Annotated in this window: 17 protein-coding genes; 10 read left to right on the forward strand and 7 right to left on the reverse strand. The window is 45.0% G+C overall.

Features of this window, described 5'->3' with window-relative positions; all coding sequences use genetic code 11:
• On the reverse strand, positions 1–3,402 hold the full coding sequence (gene ileS / locus GTK07_RS00975; RefSeq protein WP_163631997.1) for an isoleucine--tRNA ligase: 3,402 nt from the start codon (positions 3,400–3,402) through the stop codon (positions 1–3).
• Between the two features lie 175 nt (positions 3,403–3,577).
• Between ileS and GTK07_RS00980 the strand changes: the two genes are divergently transcribed.
• Entirely contained in the window at positions 3,578–3,868 is a 291-nt protein-coding gene (locus GTK07_RS00980) for a hypothetical protein (protein WP_163632000.1), read from the forward strand.
• A gap of 51 nt (positions 3,869–3,919) precedes the next feature.
• Here the strand turns inward: GTK07_RS00980 and GTK07_RS00985 are convergent, their stop codons facing one another.
• From GTK07_RS00985 to GTK07_RS01000, 4 genes are all read right to left on the reverse strand, one after another.
• Positions 3,920–6,340 carry a TonB-dependent receptor gene (locus GTK07_RS00985; RefSeq protein ID WP_163632003.1) on the reverse strand — a complete coding sequence of 807 codons (2,421 nt, stop codon included), beginning with the start codon at positions 6,338–6,340 and terminating at the stop codon, positions 3,920–3,922.
• A 1-nt stretch (position 6,341) separates the two neighbouring features.
• Positions 6,342–7,061, reverse strand: coding sequence for a DNA repair protein RecO (gene recO, locus GTK07_RS00990; protein WP_163632006.1), 720 nt, complete (start codon positions 7,059–7,061; stop codon positions 6,342–6,344).
• Positions 7,062–7,150: 89 nt separating this feature from the next.
• Positions 7,151–8,494: an NADP-specific glutamate dehydrogenase gene (gene gdhA / locus GTK07_RS00995; protein ID WP_163632009.1), complete on the reverse strand. Its 1,344-nt coding sequence runs from the start codon at positions 8,492–8,494 to the stop codon at positions 7,151–7,153.
• A gap of 129 nt (positions 8,495–8,623) precedes the next feature.
• The gene (locus tag GTK07_RS01000) at positions 8,624–9,778 is read right to left on the reverse strand and encodes a cystathionine gamma-synthase (protein WP_163632011.1); all 1,155 of its coding nucleotides are present in this window, start codon (positions 9,776–9,778) and stop codon (positions 8,624–8,626) included.
• A gap of 86 nt (positions 9,779–9,864) precedes the next feature.
• Here GTK07_RS01000 and GTK07_RS01005 point away from each other — a divergent pair, with 86 nt between their 5' ends.
• Positions 9,865–10,608, forward strand: a complete 744-nt coding sequence (locus GTK07_RS01005) for a DUF3298 and DUF4163 domain-containing protein (protein WP_163632014.1) — start codon at positions 9,865–9,867, stop codon at positions 10,606–10,608.
• On the opposite strand, the gene GTK07_RS01010 is transcribed toward GTK07_RS01005, so the two are convergent.
• On the reverse strand, positions 10,605–11,072 hold the full coding sequence (locus GTK07_RS01010; protein ID WP_163632017.1) for a DinB family protein: 468 nt from the start codon (positions 11,070–11,072) through the stop codon (positions 10,605–10,607). The genes GTK07_RS01005 and GTK07_RS01010 overlap by 4 nt on opposite strands.
• 182 nt (positions 11,073–11,254) lie before the next feature.
• On the opposite strand from GTK07_RS01010, the gene GTK07_RS01015 reads away from it, so the two are divergent.
• Together GTK07_RS01015 and GTK07_RS01020 are read left to right on the forward strand one after the other, a co-directional pair.
• Positions 11,255–11,608 carry an arsenate reductase family protein gene (locus tag GTK07_RS01015; protein WP_163632020.1) on the forward strand — a complete coding sequence of 118 codons (354 nt, stop codon included), beginning with the start codon at positions 11,255–11,257 and terminating at the stop codon, positions 11,606–11,608.
• Positions 11,605–12,501, forward strand: a complete 897-nt coding sequence (locus GTK07_RS01020; RefSeq protein WP_163632022.1) for a DMT family transporter — start codon at positions 11,605–11,607, stop codon at positions 12,499–12,501. The genes GTK07_RS01015 and GTK07_RS01020 overlap by 4 nt, the downstream gene beginning before the upstream one ends.
• Before the next feature lie 23 nt (positions 12,502–12,524).
• Here GTK07_RS01020 and GTK07_RS01025 read toward each other — a convergent pair whose 3' ends face one another.
• Positions 12,525–12,998 (reverse strand): acyl-CoA thioesterase, encoded by a 474-nt coding sequence (locus GTK07_RS01025; RefSeq protein ID WP_163632025.1) that lies wholly within the window; start codon positions 12,996–12,998, stop codon positions 12,525–12,527.
• Positions 12,999–13,113: 115 nt separating this feature from the next.
• Here GTK07_RS01025 and GTK07_RS01030 point away from each other — a divergent pair, with 115 nt between their 5' ends.
• The 6 genes from GTK07_RS01030 to GTK07_RS01055 all read left to right on the forward strand — a co-directional run bounded on the left by GTK07_RS01030 (position 13,114) and on the right by GTK07_RS01055 (position 17,756).
• Complete coding sequence (locus GTK07_RS01030; RefSeq protein ID WP_163632028.1) at positions 13,114–14,091, forward strand: NAD(P)H-dependent flavin oxidoreductase; 978 nt, start codon at positions 13,114–13,116, stop codon at positions 14,089–14,091.
• An 8-nt stretch (positions 14,092–14,099) separates the two neighbouring features.
• The gene (locus GTK07_RS01035; RefSeq protein WP_163632030.1) at positions 14,100–15,059 is read left to right on the forward strand and encodes a YheT family hydrolase; all 960 of its coding nucleotides are present in this window, start codon (positions 14,100–14,102) and stop codon (positions 15,057–15,059) included.
• 107 nt (positions 15,060–15,166) lie between these two features.
• A complete protein-coding gene (locus GTK07_RS01040) occupies positions 15,167–15,646 on the forward strand; it encodes a c-type cytochrome (protein ID WP_163632032.1) in 480 nt (159 codons plus the stop codon).
• An 82-nt stretch (positions 15,647–15,728) separates the two neighbouring features.
• Positions 15,729–16,436: a membrane or secreted protein gene (locus GTK07_RS01045; RefSeq protein ID WP_163632035.1), complete on the forward strand. Its 708-nt coding sequence runs from the start codon at positions 15,729–15,731 to the stop codon at positions 16,434–16,436.
• Between the two features lie 94 nt (positions 16,437–16,530).
• Complete coding sequence (locus GTK07_RS01050; protein ID WP_163632038.1) at positions 16,531–16,950, forward strand: META domain-containing protein; 420 nt, start codon at positions 16,531–16,533, stop codon at positions 16,948–16,950.
• On the forward strand, positions 16,947–17,756 hold the full coding sequence (locus tag GTK07_RS01055) for an META domain-containing protein (RefSeq protein WP_163632041.1): 810 nt from the start codon (positions 16,947–16,949) through the stop codon (positions 17,754–17,756). The genes GTK07_RS01050 and GTK07_RS01055 overlap by 4 nt, the downstream gene beginning before the upstream one ends.
• Positions 17,757–17,758 lie beyond the last annotated feature (2 nt).

Here is a 17,758-nt window from a genome sequence, read left to right on the forward strand (position 1 = left end):
TTAATGCTTTTGAATAAACAATTTTGTATTCACTTCATCAAAGGCTATTGCTACGCCTTCCTCTAATTTTTCTTCAATGTTGAGCTCTGCGGTCAAGGTCTCGGTCTTGATATACTCCTCGTTGCTGTATATAGCACTTTCCACAAAGCCGTCCTTCAATATTTTGATGTCAATCTTATCGGTCACCTCAAATCCGGATTCCTTGCGAAGGTTCTGGATCCTGTTCACAAGCTCCCTTGCAATTCCTTCATTTTTCAAGGTTTCGTCAATGGTCACATCCAAGGCAACCGTTAACGGGCCCGAGCTTGCCACCAACCATCCTTCAATATCCTGGGAGCTGATCTCTACATCGCCTAACTGTAAATTAACGGTTTTATTTTCCAATTGGAGTGTTAATTCTCCGTTACGTTCCATTTTTTGGATATCCTCCTGACCCATTTGCGCTACCATGGCGGCAATGGCTTTCATATCCTTACCAAATTTCGGGCCCAAGACCTTAAAATTAGGTTTTATTTGCTTCACCAATATTCCAGAGGCATCGTCCAACAACTGAATTTCCTTCACGTTCACCTCGGATCTGATCAAATTGGAAACCGCTTCAATGTCCAACTTCTGTTGGGAATCCAACACTGGGATCATAATTTTTTGCAACGGCTGGCGTACCTTGATCTTTTCCTTTTGACGGATGGAAAGCACCAAAGAAGAAATCTTTTGTGCCAACTGCATCTTCCGTTCCAATTTTTGGTTGACCATGTTAGGGTCATACACTGGAAACTCTGCCAAGTGCACGCTTTCAAAGCCTTCCTTGCCTGTCACGGCATCCAAATCCTTGTACAACCGATCCATAAAGAACGGGGCAACAGGTGCCGACAGTTTAGCGACAGTAATGAGGCAGGTGTAGAGTGTTTGGTAGGCGGAAATCTTATCCTGTTGGTAATCTCCCTTCCAGAAACGTCTCCTGCTCAAACGCACATACCAGTTACTCAAATTTTCCTGAACAAAATCAGAAATCATTCGAGCCGCCCTAGTGGCTTCATAATCGGCATAAGCTTCATCCACATTTTTGATCAAGGTGTGGAGCTCGGACAAGATCCATTGATCTATCTCCGGCCTATCCACCAAAGGAATATCCGCCTCGGCATAACTGAACTCATCTATATTGGCATACAGGGCCATAAAGGAGTATGTATTGTAAAGGGTTCCGAAGAACTTACGCTTTACTTCAACAATTCCATCAATATCAAATTTTAGGTTGTCCCATGGGTTAGCGTTGGAAATCATGTACCAACGGGTGGCATCCGCTCCATGTTCCGGCAATACCTCAAAGGGATCTACGGCATTCCCCAATCGTTTGGACATTTTCTTGCCTTCCTTATCAAGTACCAATCCATTGGAGACCACATTTTGGTAGGCAATGCTATCAAACACCATGGTGGCAATGGCATGTAGGGTATAGAACCATCCACGCGTTTGGTCTACCCCTTCGGCAATAAAATTGGCCGGAAAGGCAATGCCATCATCGATCAACTCTTTGTTTTCAAAAGGGTAATGCCATTGTGCATAGGGCATGGAGCCACTATCGAACCAAACATCGATCAAATCGGTTTCCCTTTTCATGGGTTGACCACTTGGCGAAACCAAGGTGATGCCATCCACTATATTTTTGTGCAGGTCAATTTTGTCGTAATTGTCCTCGCTCATATCGCCCACCGTAAAATCGGCGAACACATCCTTGTCCAAAACTCCAGCTTCAACGGCTTTGGCCATTTCTGCCTTCAACTCTTCCACAGAACCGATGATCATTTCTTCCTTGCCATCCTCCGTTCTCCAGATAGGCAATGGAATACCCCAATACCTTGATCGGGAAAGGTTCCAGTCATTGGCATTGGCCAACCAGTTGCCAAAACGGCCTTCACCCGTTGCCTTAGGCTTCCAGTTGATGGTCTGATTGAGTTCGAACATGCGATCCTTTACATCAGTTACCTTGATGAACCATGAGTTCAACGGATAGTACAAAATGGGTTTATCGGTTCGCCAGCAGTTAGGGTAGCTGTGAACATATTTTTCCACCTTGAAGGCCTTGTTCTCTTCCTTAAGTTTGATGGCAATCTCGACATCCACCGATTTCTCAGGGGCCTCACCATCTTCATAATATTCGTTCTTTACATATTTGCCAGCAAACTCTCCCAATTCTGGTCTAAACTTTCCTTGAAGGTCCACCAATGGAACTGGGTTGCCATTCTCATCCAAGACCAACATTGGCGGTACTTCAGGTTCGGCCTGTTTGGCTGCCAAGGCATCGTCCGCACCAAAGGTGGGAGCCGTGTGCACGATTCCTGTACCATCTTCCGTGGTCACAAAATCCCCAGCAATGACCCTAAAGGCATTTTCAGGGTTTTGATAAGGTTGGGCGTAAGGCAACAATTGCTCGTAGCGGATTCCCACCAAATCCTTGCCCAAAAAACTATGGCTAACCCAGTATGGGATTTTTTTATCTCCTTCATTGAAGTCGGCCAGTTCCGCCTCCGTTTCAACAGCAGAAAATTTACCGCTGAACTGTTTACCTACCAAAGGTTTGGCCAAGACAACGCTGATGGGTTCGAAAGTATATTGGTTAAAGGTCTTTACCAGAACGTATTCGATTTTAGGCCCAACCGTTAAAGCAGTGTTGGATGGAAGGGTCCAAGGGGTGGTCGTCCATGCCAAGAAGTAAATATCACCCTCCACATGCTTCAAGAAATCGGGAAGTGAATCCTTTTTAGCTTTGAACTGCGCGGTAACCGTGGTATCCGTTACATCTTGGTAGGTGCCGGGTTGGTTAAGCTCGTGCGAGCTCAATCCGGTACCCGCTTTTGGCGAATACGGCTGAATGGTGTATCCCTTGTATAAAAGTCCTTTGTCGTAAATCTGCTTCAACAACCACCAAACCGACTCCATGTACTTGGGCTTGTAGGTGATATACGGATCATCCATATCTACCCAGTACCCAATTTTCTCTGTCATGTCGTTCCAGACATCGGTATAGCGCATGACCGCTTTTTTACAGGCGGCATTATATTCTTCAACAGAAATCTTTTTGCCGATATCCTCTTTGGTGATGCCGAGTTCTTTCTCCACACCAATTTCGATAGGAAGTCCGTGGGTATCCCAACCCGCCTTCCTTTTTACTTGAAAACCTTTCATGGTCTTGTACCGTGGAAAGATATCTTTTATGGTACGGGCCATTACGTGGTGAATACCGGGCATGCCATTTGCGGAAGGGGGGCCTTCATAAAACACATAACTTTCCATGCCCTCCCTGGTGGAAACACTCTTTTCAAATATTTGTTTGTCCTTCCAAAAGTCCAGAACTTCTTCCGATACTTTAGGCAAATCCAATCCTTTATATTCCGCAAACTTCATAACCTGCTATTCCTTCTCAATTTCAAGTTTGCAAAATTATAAATTTAGATGGAATTATGGGCTACGCAATTGCCTAAGAATCCACTTAACAGCCTTAACCTAAATATGATACCCTTTCCTGAGTGAAATAGCCTATAATTCTGTACCTTCATCCTCCTAAACACTAAACCATTTTATGATGAAAAAAGTAGTAATCGGGGTTCTGGCCCTTACGATGTCCTTTTCCGTATTGACCTCTTGCAAGGAGGCCTCGGACAAGGCAAAAGAAGCATCTGAAGAAGCGAGCGAAGCTTTGGAAGAAACTGGCAAAGACCTAAAAGAAGCCGCCAATGATGCAGCCGACGCGCTGAAAGAAGCGGGTGAAGAAGCAAAGGAATTGGGAGAACAGGCCATAGACAGCCTTAAAAAGGCAGGCAAAGAGGTGAAAGAAGAAGCCAAAAAGGCCATTGACAGTATTAAAATTTAACCCCAGAAAGGAATAAAAGTAAAAGGCCCGGAAATTCCGGGCCTTTGTTTTTTAGAATACGTATTCCACTCCCAAAATTAAATTGGTGCCTGGGGCCACAATGCCCGAGGAATACATCCGATACCGCTGGTTGGTAATGTTCTCCACCCCAACACTGGCCTTTAGCGCATTGGTAATCTGGTATTGCGACCTAAAGTTCAAGGTATACCATGAGGGTGAATAGGGATTGCCATTGGCATCACTGGCGTAAATGTAATCCTTGCTCTGTTCGGACAGTGCCAAATCCGCATTGCTGACTTCCCCATTAAAATTTAAGAAAACATCCGCCTTTAGTTTTTGATCTTGCCAAACCAAATGGGCATCCCCAAAAAGTGGCGGGGCATGCCTTGCCGGACTGTCGGCTCCATCATCATCTTCCTCAGTACCTTCGGTAATGGTGAGGTTGGAAGTTAAGGACAGGTTCTTGTTAAAATACGTTTCGAGGCCCAATTCAAACCCGTATACATAGGCCTTGGCCGCATTTTGGATGGCCTGTACATTGCTCAACTCGCCGTTGTATTCAATTTCACTTTGCCCATTGAAGTTAAAATCCCTTCTCACCAAGGCATCTACCAAATAGGTGTAGTACGCCGCCCCTTTTAATACCAAAACATCATTGAAGTTTTTTCTTAAGCCCAATTCACCGTTGTAAGCATATTCGGGTTCCAGATCAGGGTTGGGAACCACCACGGAACCGGGCTCCGAATCGAATATTTTGCCAATGTCATCAATATTGGGTGCCCTAAAGCCCGTGGAGCCGTTCAATGTCACCTGAAAATCGGACCATGGAAACCAACTGAAACCCAAACTGCCCGTTAAGGCACCAGTTACGATATCTGCCTCATCAAAAGGGAAGGGGTAAAAGGTCTTTTCAAACTCTGCATCTACCCAAACCTGACTATATCGGATTCCGGACAACAAACTAAAATTGGGTTTTATCTGATACTCGCTGTTCACGTATCCTGCCAAGGTCTGCCAAGTGGCCCCATCAGGATAACGGGAGGCGGTGCGCTCCACTTCGTCGGTCTCGATATCCTTTACGCTACCTTCGGAATGTACTTTGTTGAACACATATTCGGCACCATAGTACAAACGGAAGTTGCCCATTTTTTTGTTTTCAAAATCAAGGTTGACGGAAACCGCATCCACCTTTTCCTTGGTAGAATACAACTCCACATCCTGAAAGCCCCTATCGTGTCTACTTTCCTCAAAAAATTGATAGGCCGTGGTGAGTTTCACCCCATCATAGAATTTGTTCTTTCCTTTTTGTATGATCTGAAAATTTCCCATGAACCATTTCTGTGGACCATAGTACCATTCCGCGGAACGGAGTCCTTCGCCATCCTTGCTGGGCCTGATCAAACGGTCGTATCTGGAATAATCTGAGGTTTCGGAATAGTAGAGACCCAAATCGTACTTCCAGGTGCTATTGGGTCTATAAGCAAACTTTTGAAGAAAATTGAGTTGGTCGTACCCCGTGGTAACCTGTTTTCTTGGATCATCGTTCGCCACAAGCACATCGGCACCATTCTCGGTGACCACATAATTGTTCCGTAAATAGGAGTCCGGGCCGTGCTTCCCCATCTTCAGGTCGTCAAAATTGTTATAGGTAAAGCTGGTATAGGAGGCCCATTTTTTCTGCCCGAAATTAAGATCGACATGTGCCGTATTTTCACTGTTCGCCGTGGCATGCCTGTAATTGGCATTGCCTGAAAAAGCCAAACTATCGGTATAGGAAAAATGAGGCTGCTGGGTGTAGAAGCTCATTACACCACCAATGGCATCGCTCCCGTAGATTACGGAGCCGGGGCCGAAAGTGATCTCCGTTTTCTTTACGGTGAAGGGATCTATGGAAATCACGTTTTGAAGGTTCCCTCCCCTAAAAATGGCATTGTTCATCCGAACACCATCTACCGAAAGAAGTAAACGATTGGTGGAAAATCCCCTGATCATGGGGCTACCACCCCCCAATTGACTTTTCTGCACAAACACCTTTCCACTGTTCTGCAACAGATCGGCCGAGGTCTGTGGGGAGGTAAAAGCTATGCTTCGATCATCCAAGGTCTCTACTTTTTGGGGAATCTGCTTTTTTTGTTGCTCCCATTTGGAAACGGACATGACTACTTCTTGGAGTTCCTCGGTTTTTAGATGGAGGTATACCCGGTTGCCGCGTCTGCCAATCTGTACCTTGGTGGTGACATAGGTTTCATAACTGATATGCCTGAACGTGATCTTTTCGTCATCTGAAAAAAATTCCAGGTCAATTTTTCCCTTGGCATCGGTCACCGCGGTCTTGGATTGGTCTTTGTTGAAAACGGCAATATTGTCAATGGGAATACCAGTGTCTGCGTCCAAAACGGTTACTTCTTGGGCAAAAAGGGCAATGGAAAAAAGAAAAAGGATGAAGGTTAGGGTTGGTTTTAGGTTGAGCATTTTAATTGAACACTGCATTTAATACGGCGAGGGACTTCGGTTCCCTGAACCCGTGCACGTGCAATCGGTAGTACAGTATCACCATTTTTAAGAGTTCCCGCCTGTTAGACTTAGTTAGTTGTATAGTTCTTAATGCATCAAAATTCGTGCCCAAAAATTTCTTAAAATCTAACAATATTTCACTATGAATCAATGGGTTAAGAGATGGGGATGGATAAAATTCCCCTTCCTGAAGATCAAAAAAAGGCAAATCTTGCAGGGAGGTGTCCGGGTAAAATCCCAAAAACTTGCTCAGGTTCATCAAAAACAGAATATGAAAATCGGGCGGCAAGGCATGTGCATCCAGCCATTGCAAGCTATATTCCAAATAATTGAACAGACTTTGGTCCTTCTCTTGTTCATGGATGCTATTCCCCAACATTTCGGCCAAAAAAAGCACTACGCTGTTTTTTACAATATCAGTATGGAGGGTTATGTAGGGAACGGCCACCTTAACTTCCCGAATGCTTTCCAAAGTGCCCTTGTTCTTATGGTAGGCCTCGATTTCCAATTGCATCAAAGGAAGGAAATAGGCGGGCTTCAACTTTCCCTTTTTGGACGCCAAGATCCCTTTCAACAAATAGGACTTTAACCCATCCGATTCGGTAAAGGCCCGAACGATCAAACTAGTGTCCCCATATTTTAGGGAAGATAGAACAATGGCTTTGGTCGTTACTTGCATGGGCTAAAAAAAGAAGCAGTTACCGGAAGTGTAAAAGTAATCACAACTTCTGGCAACTGCCAATCAAAAACCATTCGAGATGGTCAGTACTATATGACGCCTTGCGCCAGCATGGCGTCTGCAACCTTTACGAAACCAGCAATATTGGCTCCTTTTACATAGTTGCAGTATCCATCCTCTTCCTGTCCGTACTGGATACAGGCATCGTGGATTCCGGCCATGATTCCCTTTAAACGTTCATCCACCTCTTCACGGGTCCAACTGATACGAAGCGAGTTTTGGGACATTTCCAAACCTGAAGTGGCCACACCACCGGCGTTGGAGGCCTTACCGGGCGCAAACAAGATCTTGGCATCATGGAATGCATGTACGGCTTCTGGGGTAGAAGGCATATTGGCTTCTTCGGCTACGGCAATACAACCATTTTTGATCAAAATGGCAGCATCGTCACCGTTCAACTCGTTTTGGGTAGCACACGGAAGGGCAATATCACAACTTACCTTCCATGGGGTTTCCCCTTTATGGAACGAAGCAGAAGCATATTTATCTGCATATTCGGAGATACGGCCACGTTTGTTGTTCTTCAAGTCCATAACGAAGGCCAACTTATCCGAATCGATACCATCCTTATCGTAAATATAACCGCTGGAATCGGATAGCGTCAACACCTTACCTCCCATTTGAAGCACTTTTTCGGCTGCATACTGGGCCACATTTCCTGATCCGGAAATAACTACCTTTTTGCCATTAAAGGATTCTCCCTTGGTCTTGAGCATACTATCGGCAAAATATACGGTTCCGTAACCAGTAGCTTCCGGACGGATCAAAGATCCACCCCAAGAAAGACCTTTACCGGTCAAAACGCCTGTAAACTCATTGCGGATTTTCTTGTACATCCCGAAAAGGAACCCGATCTCACGTGCACCTACCCCAATATCCCCTGCAGGAACGTCGGTATTAGGGCCTATATGACGGCAAAGCTCGGTCATGAAGGCATGGCAAAAACGCATGATCTCATCGTCCGATTTTCCTTTGGGATCAAAATCGGAACCTCCCTTACCTCCACCCATTGGCAGGGTAGTCAAACTATTTTTGAAGACTTGTTCAAAAGCCAAGAACTTCAATACACTGGCATTCACGGTCGGGTGAAAACGAAGTCCACCTTTATATGGACCGATAGCAGAGTTCATTTGGATACGGTACCCACGGTTTACGTGAATCTCGCCTGCATCATCTACCCACGCCACTCGGAACGAAATCAATCGCTCGGGCTCCACCATACGCAATAGGATATTCTTCCCATGATAAATGTCGTGCTGAACAATGTACGGGATCACAGTTTCCGCTACTTCCTGCACGGCTTGAATGAATTCTGGTTCATGACCGTTTCTGGCCTTAACCTCATCCATAAATGCTTTGATTTTTTCTTCCATATTCGGATTAAAATTAGTTGTCCCCTCGCGCTGGCTCTGGGGTGATTTTTAGTGAATTATGAATTTGACGGCAAAATTATATTATTTCCATAATTTGAACATTTATTTTTTATAAATTTTTCAAAATGTTTAGGCTAGGGCCTGTTCCAGATCGTCCATCAAATCCTCCACATCCTCAATGCCCACACTCAACCGGATCAGGGCATCCACCACCCCGCTTTTTTCACGTTCGGCTTTGGGAATACTCGCATGGGTCATACTGGCCGGATGGCCTGCCAAACTTTCCACACCCCCTAACGACTCGGCAAGGGTAAATATTTTCAGTTTCTCCACAATTTTTATAGCATCTTCATAGCTCCCGCCTTTGGGTACGAAGGAAATCATCCCTCCAAATCCGCTCATTTGATCCTTGGCTACTTTGTGGTTGGGATGGTCCTCAAAACCTGGCCAGTACACCTTTTCTATTTTTGGATGATTATTGAGAAAGTGGGCAATGGCCTCCCCGTTCTCACAATGCCGCTGCATACGAACGTGCAGCGTTTTGATACCCCGGAGGGTTAAAAAACTATCCATGGGGCCACAAACGGCACCGCTGGCATTCTGGATAAAATACAATCGGTCCGCCAATTCCTTGTCGCTTACCACCAAAGCTCCCACGACCACATCACTGTGCCCGCCCAAATATTTGGTGGCGGAATGCATCACAATATCGGCACCAAGGTCCAATGGCCGTTGTAGATACGGCGTAGCAAAGGTATTGTCCACGGCCAGCAACAAACCATGGTTTTTGGTGATTTCGGACACAGCCTTAATGTCGATAATGTTCATCATGGGGTTGGTGGGTGTTTCTATCCAAACCAACTTGGTCTTGGCATTGATCTGTTCCTTAATATGGTTCACATGGCCCATGTCCACAAACCGAAAAGTAATCCCGAATTTTTCATAGACCCGCTTAAAAAGTCGGTAACTACCCCCATATAAGTCACTGGTTGAAATGACCTCATCACCAGGTTCCAACAATTTCATAACAGCATCAATGGCGGCGAGACCACTCGCGAATGCCATCCCATATTCCCCATTTTCAATACTGGCCAAGGCATTTTCCAAAGCCGTCCGGGTGGGATTGGCACTTCTGGAATACTCATATCCCAAATGTCCTCCAGGGGTGGATTGGGCATAGGTGGAGGTTTGATATATCGGGGGCATTACGGCACCGTAGGCCTTGTCTGGCTGTTGCCCACCGTGTATGGTCTTACTATTGAATTTTAACTCTTTTTTGCTCATACGGGTCAATTCTAGCTACAAATGTATCGCTATCTTTCGGCGTATTCAACGATGTGTTATTTTTGATGACCCTAAAATTCCATAACATGAAAAAATGCCTTGGTGTATTCTTGATACTTGCTTTTGTTGTAGGTTGTGAAACTGAAAGCAAACTTACCTTCGATACCCTTCAATTGGTAGGAGAAAACTGCACCGATTGTCCTACAATAGAAATCAACATCCCCACTGCCATGGATGAATCATCCGTGGCCACCGCCATCAACAGGTCTTTAAGGGAGGAGATTATTTCGTTATTATCTTTCAGCGAGGACCAAACCATTGACAGCGTGGACAAAGCCATTGCATCTTTTACCGACAGTTACAAAGAGCTCAAGGAAAAATTTCCGGAGGAAGTGGCCTGGGAAGCCCAAATCAATGGGGAAGTGGTTTATGAAGATACCAACATTGTGACCATCAAATTGAATTCCTATTCCTTCACTGGCGGTGCCCACGGCTATGCCTCAACCTCTTTTTTGAATTTTGACAAAGCACAGGGGACCGAATTGGAAAACTACGATCTGTTTGAAGACTATGAAGGATTTTCCCAATTTGCCGAAGCCCAGTTCCGGGAGCAGGAAAAAATTCCTCAGGACAGGAACATCAACGCCACTGGGTTTATGTTCGAAGGGGATGCGTTCCATTTGGCCCAAAATATGGGCTATACCCAAAACGGACTCCAAATGGTGTACAACCAATATGAGGTGGCCTCCTATGCCGAAGGACCCATTGTATTGACCCTTTCTTTTGAAGACATCAACAAGTACTTGAAATTTAAGACCGTTAAATCCTAACGGTCCCTTTGCAAAGCATGCTTTAAAGCCATTATGGCACCTAGGTGAAGCCCTTCATGGAAAACGTTGAAGGCCAGGGCGTCCTCTGCACTGCTCAACCCTATTTTCGGGGAGGTCATGTATTCCTGAAAGTTTTTGAACCTTCCGTGTTCATAGTCCAGTTGAATATGTTTTATTGTACTGAACAGATACGCATCAATTTTTTCCATTTCCGCTTTGGAGGGTTCTCCATCGGGAAAAGTTCCCTTGCGGTACTTATCTATCAAATCCTTCTCTATGGTAAAGTCACGCCCGCTCAACCCGTATAACAACAATTGTGGGGTAACCACCACATGGGCAATGTTCCACCAAATGTTATTGTTGAATCCCTCAGGAATCCTGAACAGGTCCTGTTGTGGGGTTTTATGCAGATAATCATGAAGTATCTTTCTGTTTTTCAGTAAGATGTCGAACAATTTTTCCATATTCAGGTTGCATTTGGTTCGATAAAACTAGTTTTAAAATTTGGAAAACACCTATGACAAATACACAAAAATTAACAATGCGAAGAAATAAAACACCTTGCCCAAAACCTGTTGAATTTACCTTTTCTTCATCTGTTTTGGTGTAATTTTGATTTCCTTTGGCAATTCATCACCCATTGATCATGAAAAAAATATACCACTTGGGCAGTTGCTCAACCTGTCAACGCATTCTTAAGGAATTGGAACCTTTGGATGGGGTTCAACTTCAAGAAATTAAATCGGAGCCCATGACGGCAGCGCAGGTAGATGAGATGAAAGTACTTTCCGGAAGTTACGAATCCCTCTTCAGCAAAAAGGCCATGTTGTTCCGTCAAAAAGGACTCCATGAAAAAGAACTTTCCGAAAAAGACTATAAGGAATTGATTTTGGAGCATTACACCTTTTTGAAAAGACCAGTCATTCTAATTGACGGAAAAATTTTTGTGGGCAATTCCAAGAAAACGGTCCAAGCGGCCAAGGAAGCATTGCATCCATGAGCAAAAGAACTCTCGCCATATTGGCTGCCATTGGGGCCACAACCATCTATGGCATTAACCATACCGTGGCCAAGGGAGTCATGCCCATGTATGTAAAACCCTTTGGGTTTATATTGCTGAGGGTCACCGGAGCGGCCATCCTATTTTGGCTCATCTCCATTTTTGGGCCCAAGGAAAAAATTGAACGAAAGGATTGGGGCCGAATATTGGCCTGTGCCTCTTTGGGTATGGTAGTGAACATGCTCTCTTTTTTTAAGGGCCTACAACTTTCCACCCCAATCAATAGTGCGGTCTTGGTCACCATTACTCCAATTATTGTAGTGATTTTGTCCGCTTTGTTTTTGAGCGAGCGGATTACCTTGAACAAGGGACTTGGCGTGCTCCTAGGTTTTTTGGGAGCCCTGGGACTTATCTTTTTTGGGGCAGAAATTCGCCATGATGCTCCCAACATTCCATTGGGCAACTTTTTGTTTGTGGTAAATGCCACAGCATATGGCGCGTACCTGATCGTGGTAAAAAAACTGATTGAAAAATACCACCCCTTCACTTTGATGAAGTGGTTGTTCACCATTGCAATTATCATTAATCTACCCATTACCCTCCCCGATGTACTGCAAATGGATTGGGCCAACATGCCATTGTGGGCCTATGGTTCCATTGCGTTTGTAGTTATTGGCACCACTTTTACCACTTATTTGTTCAATGTTTTTGCCCTGACCCAACTCAAGGCCTCCACCGTTGGAGCCTTTGTTTATCTGCAGCCATTGGTTGGCATCATATATGCCCTTATGTCAGGAAAGGACCACCTTACCTTAATAAAGGTGGCCGCAACGACACTGGTTTTCGTAGGGGTATATTTGGCAAGCAAAAAGCCAAAACCTAATCTAGGGTAGTTATAGAGTTTTCTTCTAGATTGCTATAGATCCTGAGGAACTTGTACAAACTTTCGGGTATCCTCCTTGGTCAACACCTTAAAATCCTTGGATTGTTCCATGGCCTGGAACGCCTCCAAAAATTCTACGGGAAGACCTGTCAACTTTCGCTCCTTTAAATCGATCCAAGCACCCATCATCTCACAACGGGCAAAATTTTTGCCTTTGAAATCGTAAAAGTTGTGCCGGAACTCAAAGAACATTCCATCCTCGCTCATTCCAACAAACTCCAAGGAAACTTTTACCGGTCTACCAGGGAAGGCCTCCTTAAAATAATAGACGTGTTCATAGAAAACCACGGGGCCGATATTGTGGATGGCCATGCTCACCTGGTTGAAGCCCAACTGGCCCAAATACGCCATCCGGGTATGGCTCATAAAATTGATGTAGGCCGAATTGGCCATATGGCGGTTGGCATCCAAATCGCTCCAACGAATCTCGAACTCTTTAAAAAACATAGCGGGTTATTTTGTTATGCATGCATAATAATTGTAAAAATACCATAGTTTTGAATACTGTTTCCATCGAGTAGCAGAATAGTTCCTATTTTTAAACATAGTTTAACATCACGCCATGAGCCAAAAAGCCGAATTCATCCAAAACCTTTCCTTACCCGTTGTTGCCGCCCCCATGTTTTTGATCTCTGGGCCTAAATTGGTCATCGAATGCTGCAAGAATGGTATCGTCGGTACCTTTCCGGCCTTGAACCAACGCACCAGCGAAGGTTTTGAGGAATGGCTCATCGAAATCAAATCGGAACTCCAAAAATTTGAGGAGGAAACCGGTAAAAAAGCGGCTCCCTTTGGGGTGAACTTGGTGGTGCATCCTACCAATCCACGCTTGGAGGCCGATGTAAGACTCTGCATGAAGCACAAAGTACCCTTGGTCATTACCTCCTTGGGTGCCGTAAGCATGGTGGTCGATGCCATTCACAGTTATGGCGGTTTGGTGTTTCATGACATCATCAAAAAAAGACATGCCGAAAAAGCGGCCGAAGCCGGAGTGGATGGTCTGATCCTCGTATCGGCAGGTGCCGGTGGGCACGGCGGGACCATCAATCCCATGAGTTTGATCACCGAGGTTAAAAAATTCTTCCACAAGACCATTTTACTTTCGGGGTGCATCAGCACAGGACGGGACATTGCCTCTGCCATGCAAATGGGTGCTGACCTGGCCTACATGGGCACCCGTTTTATTAATACAGAAGAAAGTCAGGCTACGGAGGAATATCGAAAAATGATCATGGATGCCGGGGCCAGTGACATTGTCTATACGGCTGCCATTTCTGGGGTGCATGCCAACTTTTTGGCCGCCAGCCTTAAAGCGGCAGGCATAACCGAAGCGGATTTGAAAAAGGACACCAAAATCGACTTTGGCAAGGAACTCAACACCGAGGCCAAGGCCTGGAAAACCATTTGGTCCGCTGGACAGGGGGCCACGGCCATTGATGATGTGCTTCCCGTTGCCAAACTTGTAGAAAAATTGAAGGGTGAGTTCAAATCCGCCATAGAAGAACAGACCAAACTTCTTGAAACCTACGCAAAAGATTAAGGATTAAAATGCCGCAAGTCGCTTCCAATTATAAACCGCCCTTGTTTTTCCGAAATGGTCATTTGGCCACCATTTATTCGGGAATCATCCGATCCGTAAATGGTGTCGTGCAAAAAAGGGAGCGGTTGATCCTTTCCGATGGGGATTTTTTGGATCTGGACTGGAGCGAAGCCACGCAATCGACCCAAAAACTGGCCATCCTGCTACACGGATTGGAAGGTGACGGACAACGACCCTACATTACAGGCAGCGCCAAAATCCTCAACCAAAATGGATACGACACCTGTGCAGTCAATTATCGAGGCTGTAGTGGCGAGCCCAATAAAATGTACCGATCCTACCATTCCGGGGCAACGGAGGATTTAATCGAAGTGATCGATCACATTCTCAATACAAGAAACTACAGCGAAATCTATTTAAAAGGTTTCAGTTTGGGCGGAAACTTATTACTGAAATATTTGGGAGAAGGCAACCACGTGCCCAAGGAAATGAAGGGAGCCGTAGCGGTATCCGTCCCCTGTAGCCTGCACAATTCCTGCAAACAATTGCTCAGTGCCAAAAATGTGCTGTATGCCCAACGTTTCAAAAAAAACCTGTTGGACAAGCTTAGGCAAAAACAACAATTGTTTCCGGAGCACATCACCAATGCCGACATCAAAAGAATAAAGACCCTAAAGGATTTTGATGATATCTATACCAGTCGGGCCCATCATTTTAAGGATGCCTTGGACTATTATGAACAATGCAGTTCGCTTCAATTTTTACCGGACATCGCTGTACCAAGTTTGATCATCAACGCCAAGGATGATTCCTTCCTAGGCCTGGAATGTTATCCTTTTAAAGAAGTGGAAAACAATCCCAATCTCTATTTGGAAACACCTACTTATGGGGGACATGTGGGTTTCTGGGGGAAAAACAACATTACCTATTCCGAAAAACGGGCCTTGGATTTCTTTGAGTCCATCTGAAATACACTTCCTGTGTTATTCTAAACAAAAAACTGCCCAAATATTAGTCCTTAATTGCCTATCTTAGTAGCTACATTTTACACAAACAAACATCAATTGAGCAAATAATGAAAAAAGTAGTTCTATTCTTGGCCTTGGGAGCCATGATTGCAAGTTGCGGCGGAAAAAAGGAAGAAAAGAAAGATGGTTTTGAAGTAAGCAGGACCAAAACGGAAGATAAAAAGGCTGAAACAAGTCAGGAAGTACCTGTAGACTTGAGCAATAAGGGAGTTGGCCCCATCAAGAGCGTAGAATTTGGTGATGAAATAGACCAAGCCATGGCCGACAGGGGAAAAGGAAAATTCGAGTCCATCTGTGTGGCTTGCCATATGATCGATCAACGCATGATCGGTCCAGCACTTAAAGGTGTATATGACAGAAGAAGCCCTGAATGGGTCATGAACATGATCTTGAATCCTGATGGTATGTTGAAGGAAGATCCTATTGCCAAGGCTTTGCTGAAAGAATACAACAATGCGATCATGCTCAACCAAAACCTTACCGAGGATGAAGCAAGGGACGTTGCCGAATACTTGAGAACGTTCTAGTAACCGACCTATATTATTGGAATGCTGTTGTTTAATTGCTTAAGCGACAGCATTTTTTTATTTTAGGGTAAATACAAAAGCCATGAAAAAAGTACTTTTTACCCTTTTGGGTTTGCTATGTTTACCCGCGATCCATGCCCAAAGCATACAGGGAGCTTGGACCACCACTCAATCCGATAGCAATGGAATTGAAATAGAACACGTTCTCATTTTTGCAGGGGATTATTTTTCCGAAGGCATCTTTGAGAAATACACGGGAAAATTTTTAGGCACCAAAGGAGGGGGCTTCAAATCCAACGACGATGCACTGGACCTCCATTACGAATACTCCACGACTGATCCAGAATCCGTCGGAACGACTGATTCTGTTGCCTTCAAAATAAACGGTGAAGCACTTGAACTGGGCGAATGGACTTGGAAACGATTGGACGATGGCACCCCAGGGGATTTACATGGCGCTTGGCTCATTTCCGGCAGAAAACGGGATGGAGAAATCGTGAAACGCGATACTTCCGGTCCGAGAAAAACCATGAAAATCCTATCCGGCACCCGCTTTCAATGGATTGCCTACAATACCGAGACCAAACAATTCATGGGCACCGGGGGCGGTACCTACACGACCCTAGATGGAAAATACACGGAAAACATTGGTTTTTTCTCTAGGGACGATTCGCGGGTAGGGGCAAGTTTACAGTTTGATTATGAGCTACAAGATGGGGATTGGCATCATTCCGGACTGAGCAGCAAAGGCGATACCATTTATGAAGTGTGGAGCCTTAGAAATCCTTGATCACGAGTTTGTCCATTTATTAACAGGGGGATTTACGGGTTAAAAATCAATTTTTTAGTACTTTTCTGAAACATTAACCATTAATTTCCGTACAATGAAAACCTCAATTATCATTGCCTTTATGGCCATGGTACTGGCAGACTCCTGCAATAGGTCTGTATCGAGTGCCGATAAGCTTTATGGCACCACTTGGGAACTGGAATACATTTCGGGGCCCCGCATTGCCTTTGAAGGCCTGTTCCCTGAAAAAAAACCTCAGATTACCTTTGATCAGGAAACCCAAAAAGTTTCCGGCACCGATAGTTGTAATGGCTATTCCGCTGATTATGTGATTGAAGAAAACGCTATTTCCTTTGGGGAACCCGGCCCTACCACCATGATGTTCTGTGGAGGCAGCGAGCGACAGTTCCTTCAAATGATGCAAAAAATAGATGGGTTTTCGTTTGAGGATGGCAAGCTCCAACTTTTATTGGGTGACATTCCCATGATGCGATTCAAAAAAGTGAAGTCATGAAAAAGATCCTTTTTGCCATTTTAGCATTGGTTTGCTTCTCCCATTGTGTGGAAAAGAAAAAAGAAGCACCTAAAATGGAACCTGCCGCAGAAGAAACGTTAGATTCCGCAACAGTGCGAAAAATGGAACCCACAGCCATGGACATCGATGGCAGTTATTTTAAGGCCACGGGCACCGAGCCTTTTTGGGGCCTAAAGATCTATGACAACAAGGTGGAACTCAAAACCATGGTGGACACCATCGTTACGCCACCATCCCCTCCCATCTTGGCGCAGGATGCCAACATTAAAATGTTCCGGATCCAGACCGAGGCCACTCATATGGACATCATCATAGCCCACAAGGAATGCACCAATGCCATGTCTGGCGAAGTGTCTCCCTACACGGTGACCATCTCCTATAAATCTACAGGGTCGGATGAGAGTCAGGCATTGGAAGGCTGCGGCACCTATGTTACCGATTATAGGCTGCACGATATTTGGGTGTTGGAAGCAATGAAGGGGGCCAAGGTGTCCAAAGCCGATTTCAATGGACAGGAGGTGCCCAACATGGAAATTAACATCAACAATAACCGCTTTTCTGGATTTTCTGGATGCAACCGCATGACCGGCAGCCTTTTTTATGAAAAGGACCTGCTGCGTTTTTCCCAAGTGGCCTCAACCCGAATGGCCTGCCCCAATATGGAAAAGGAATCTGAATTTTTGACCGCCCTGCAAGCCAGTACCCAATACAAGGTGGAGAACAACAGACTATACCTTTCCAATGGTTCCGAGGAACATCTGCTCACCTTCAAAAAAATAGACTAATC

The organism is Flagellimonas sediminis (assembly GCF_010500845.1).
GTDB lineage: Bacteria > Bacteroidota > Bacteroidia > Flavobacteriales > Flavobacteriaceae > Flagellimonas > Flagellimonas sediminis.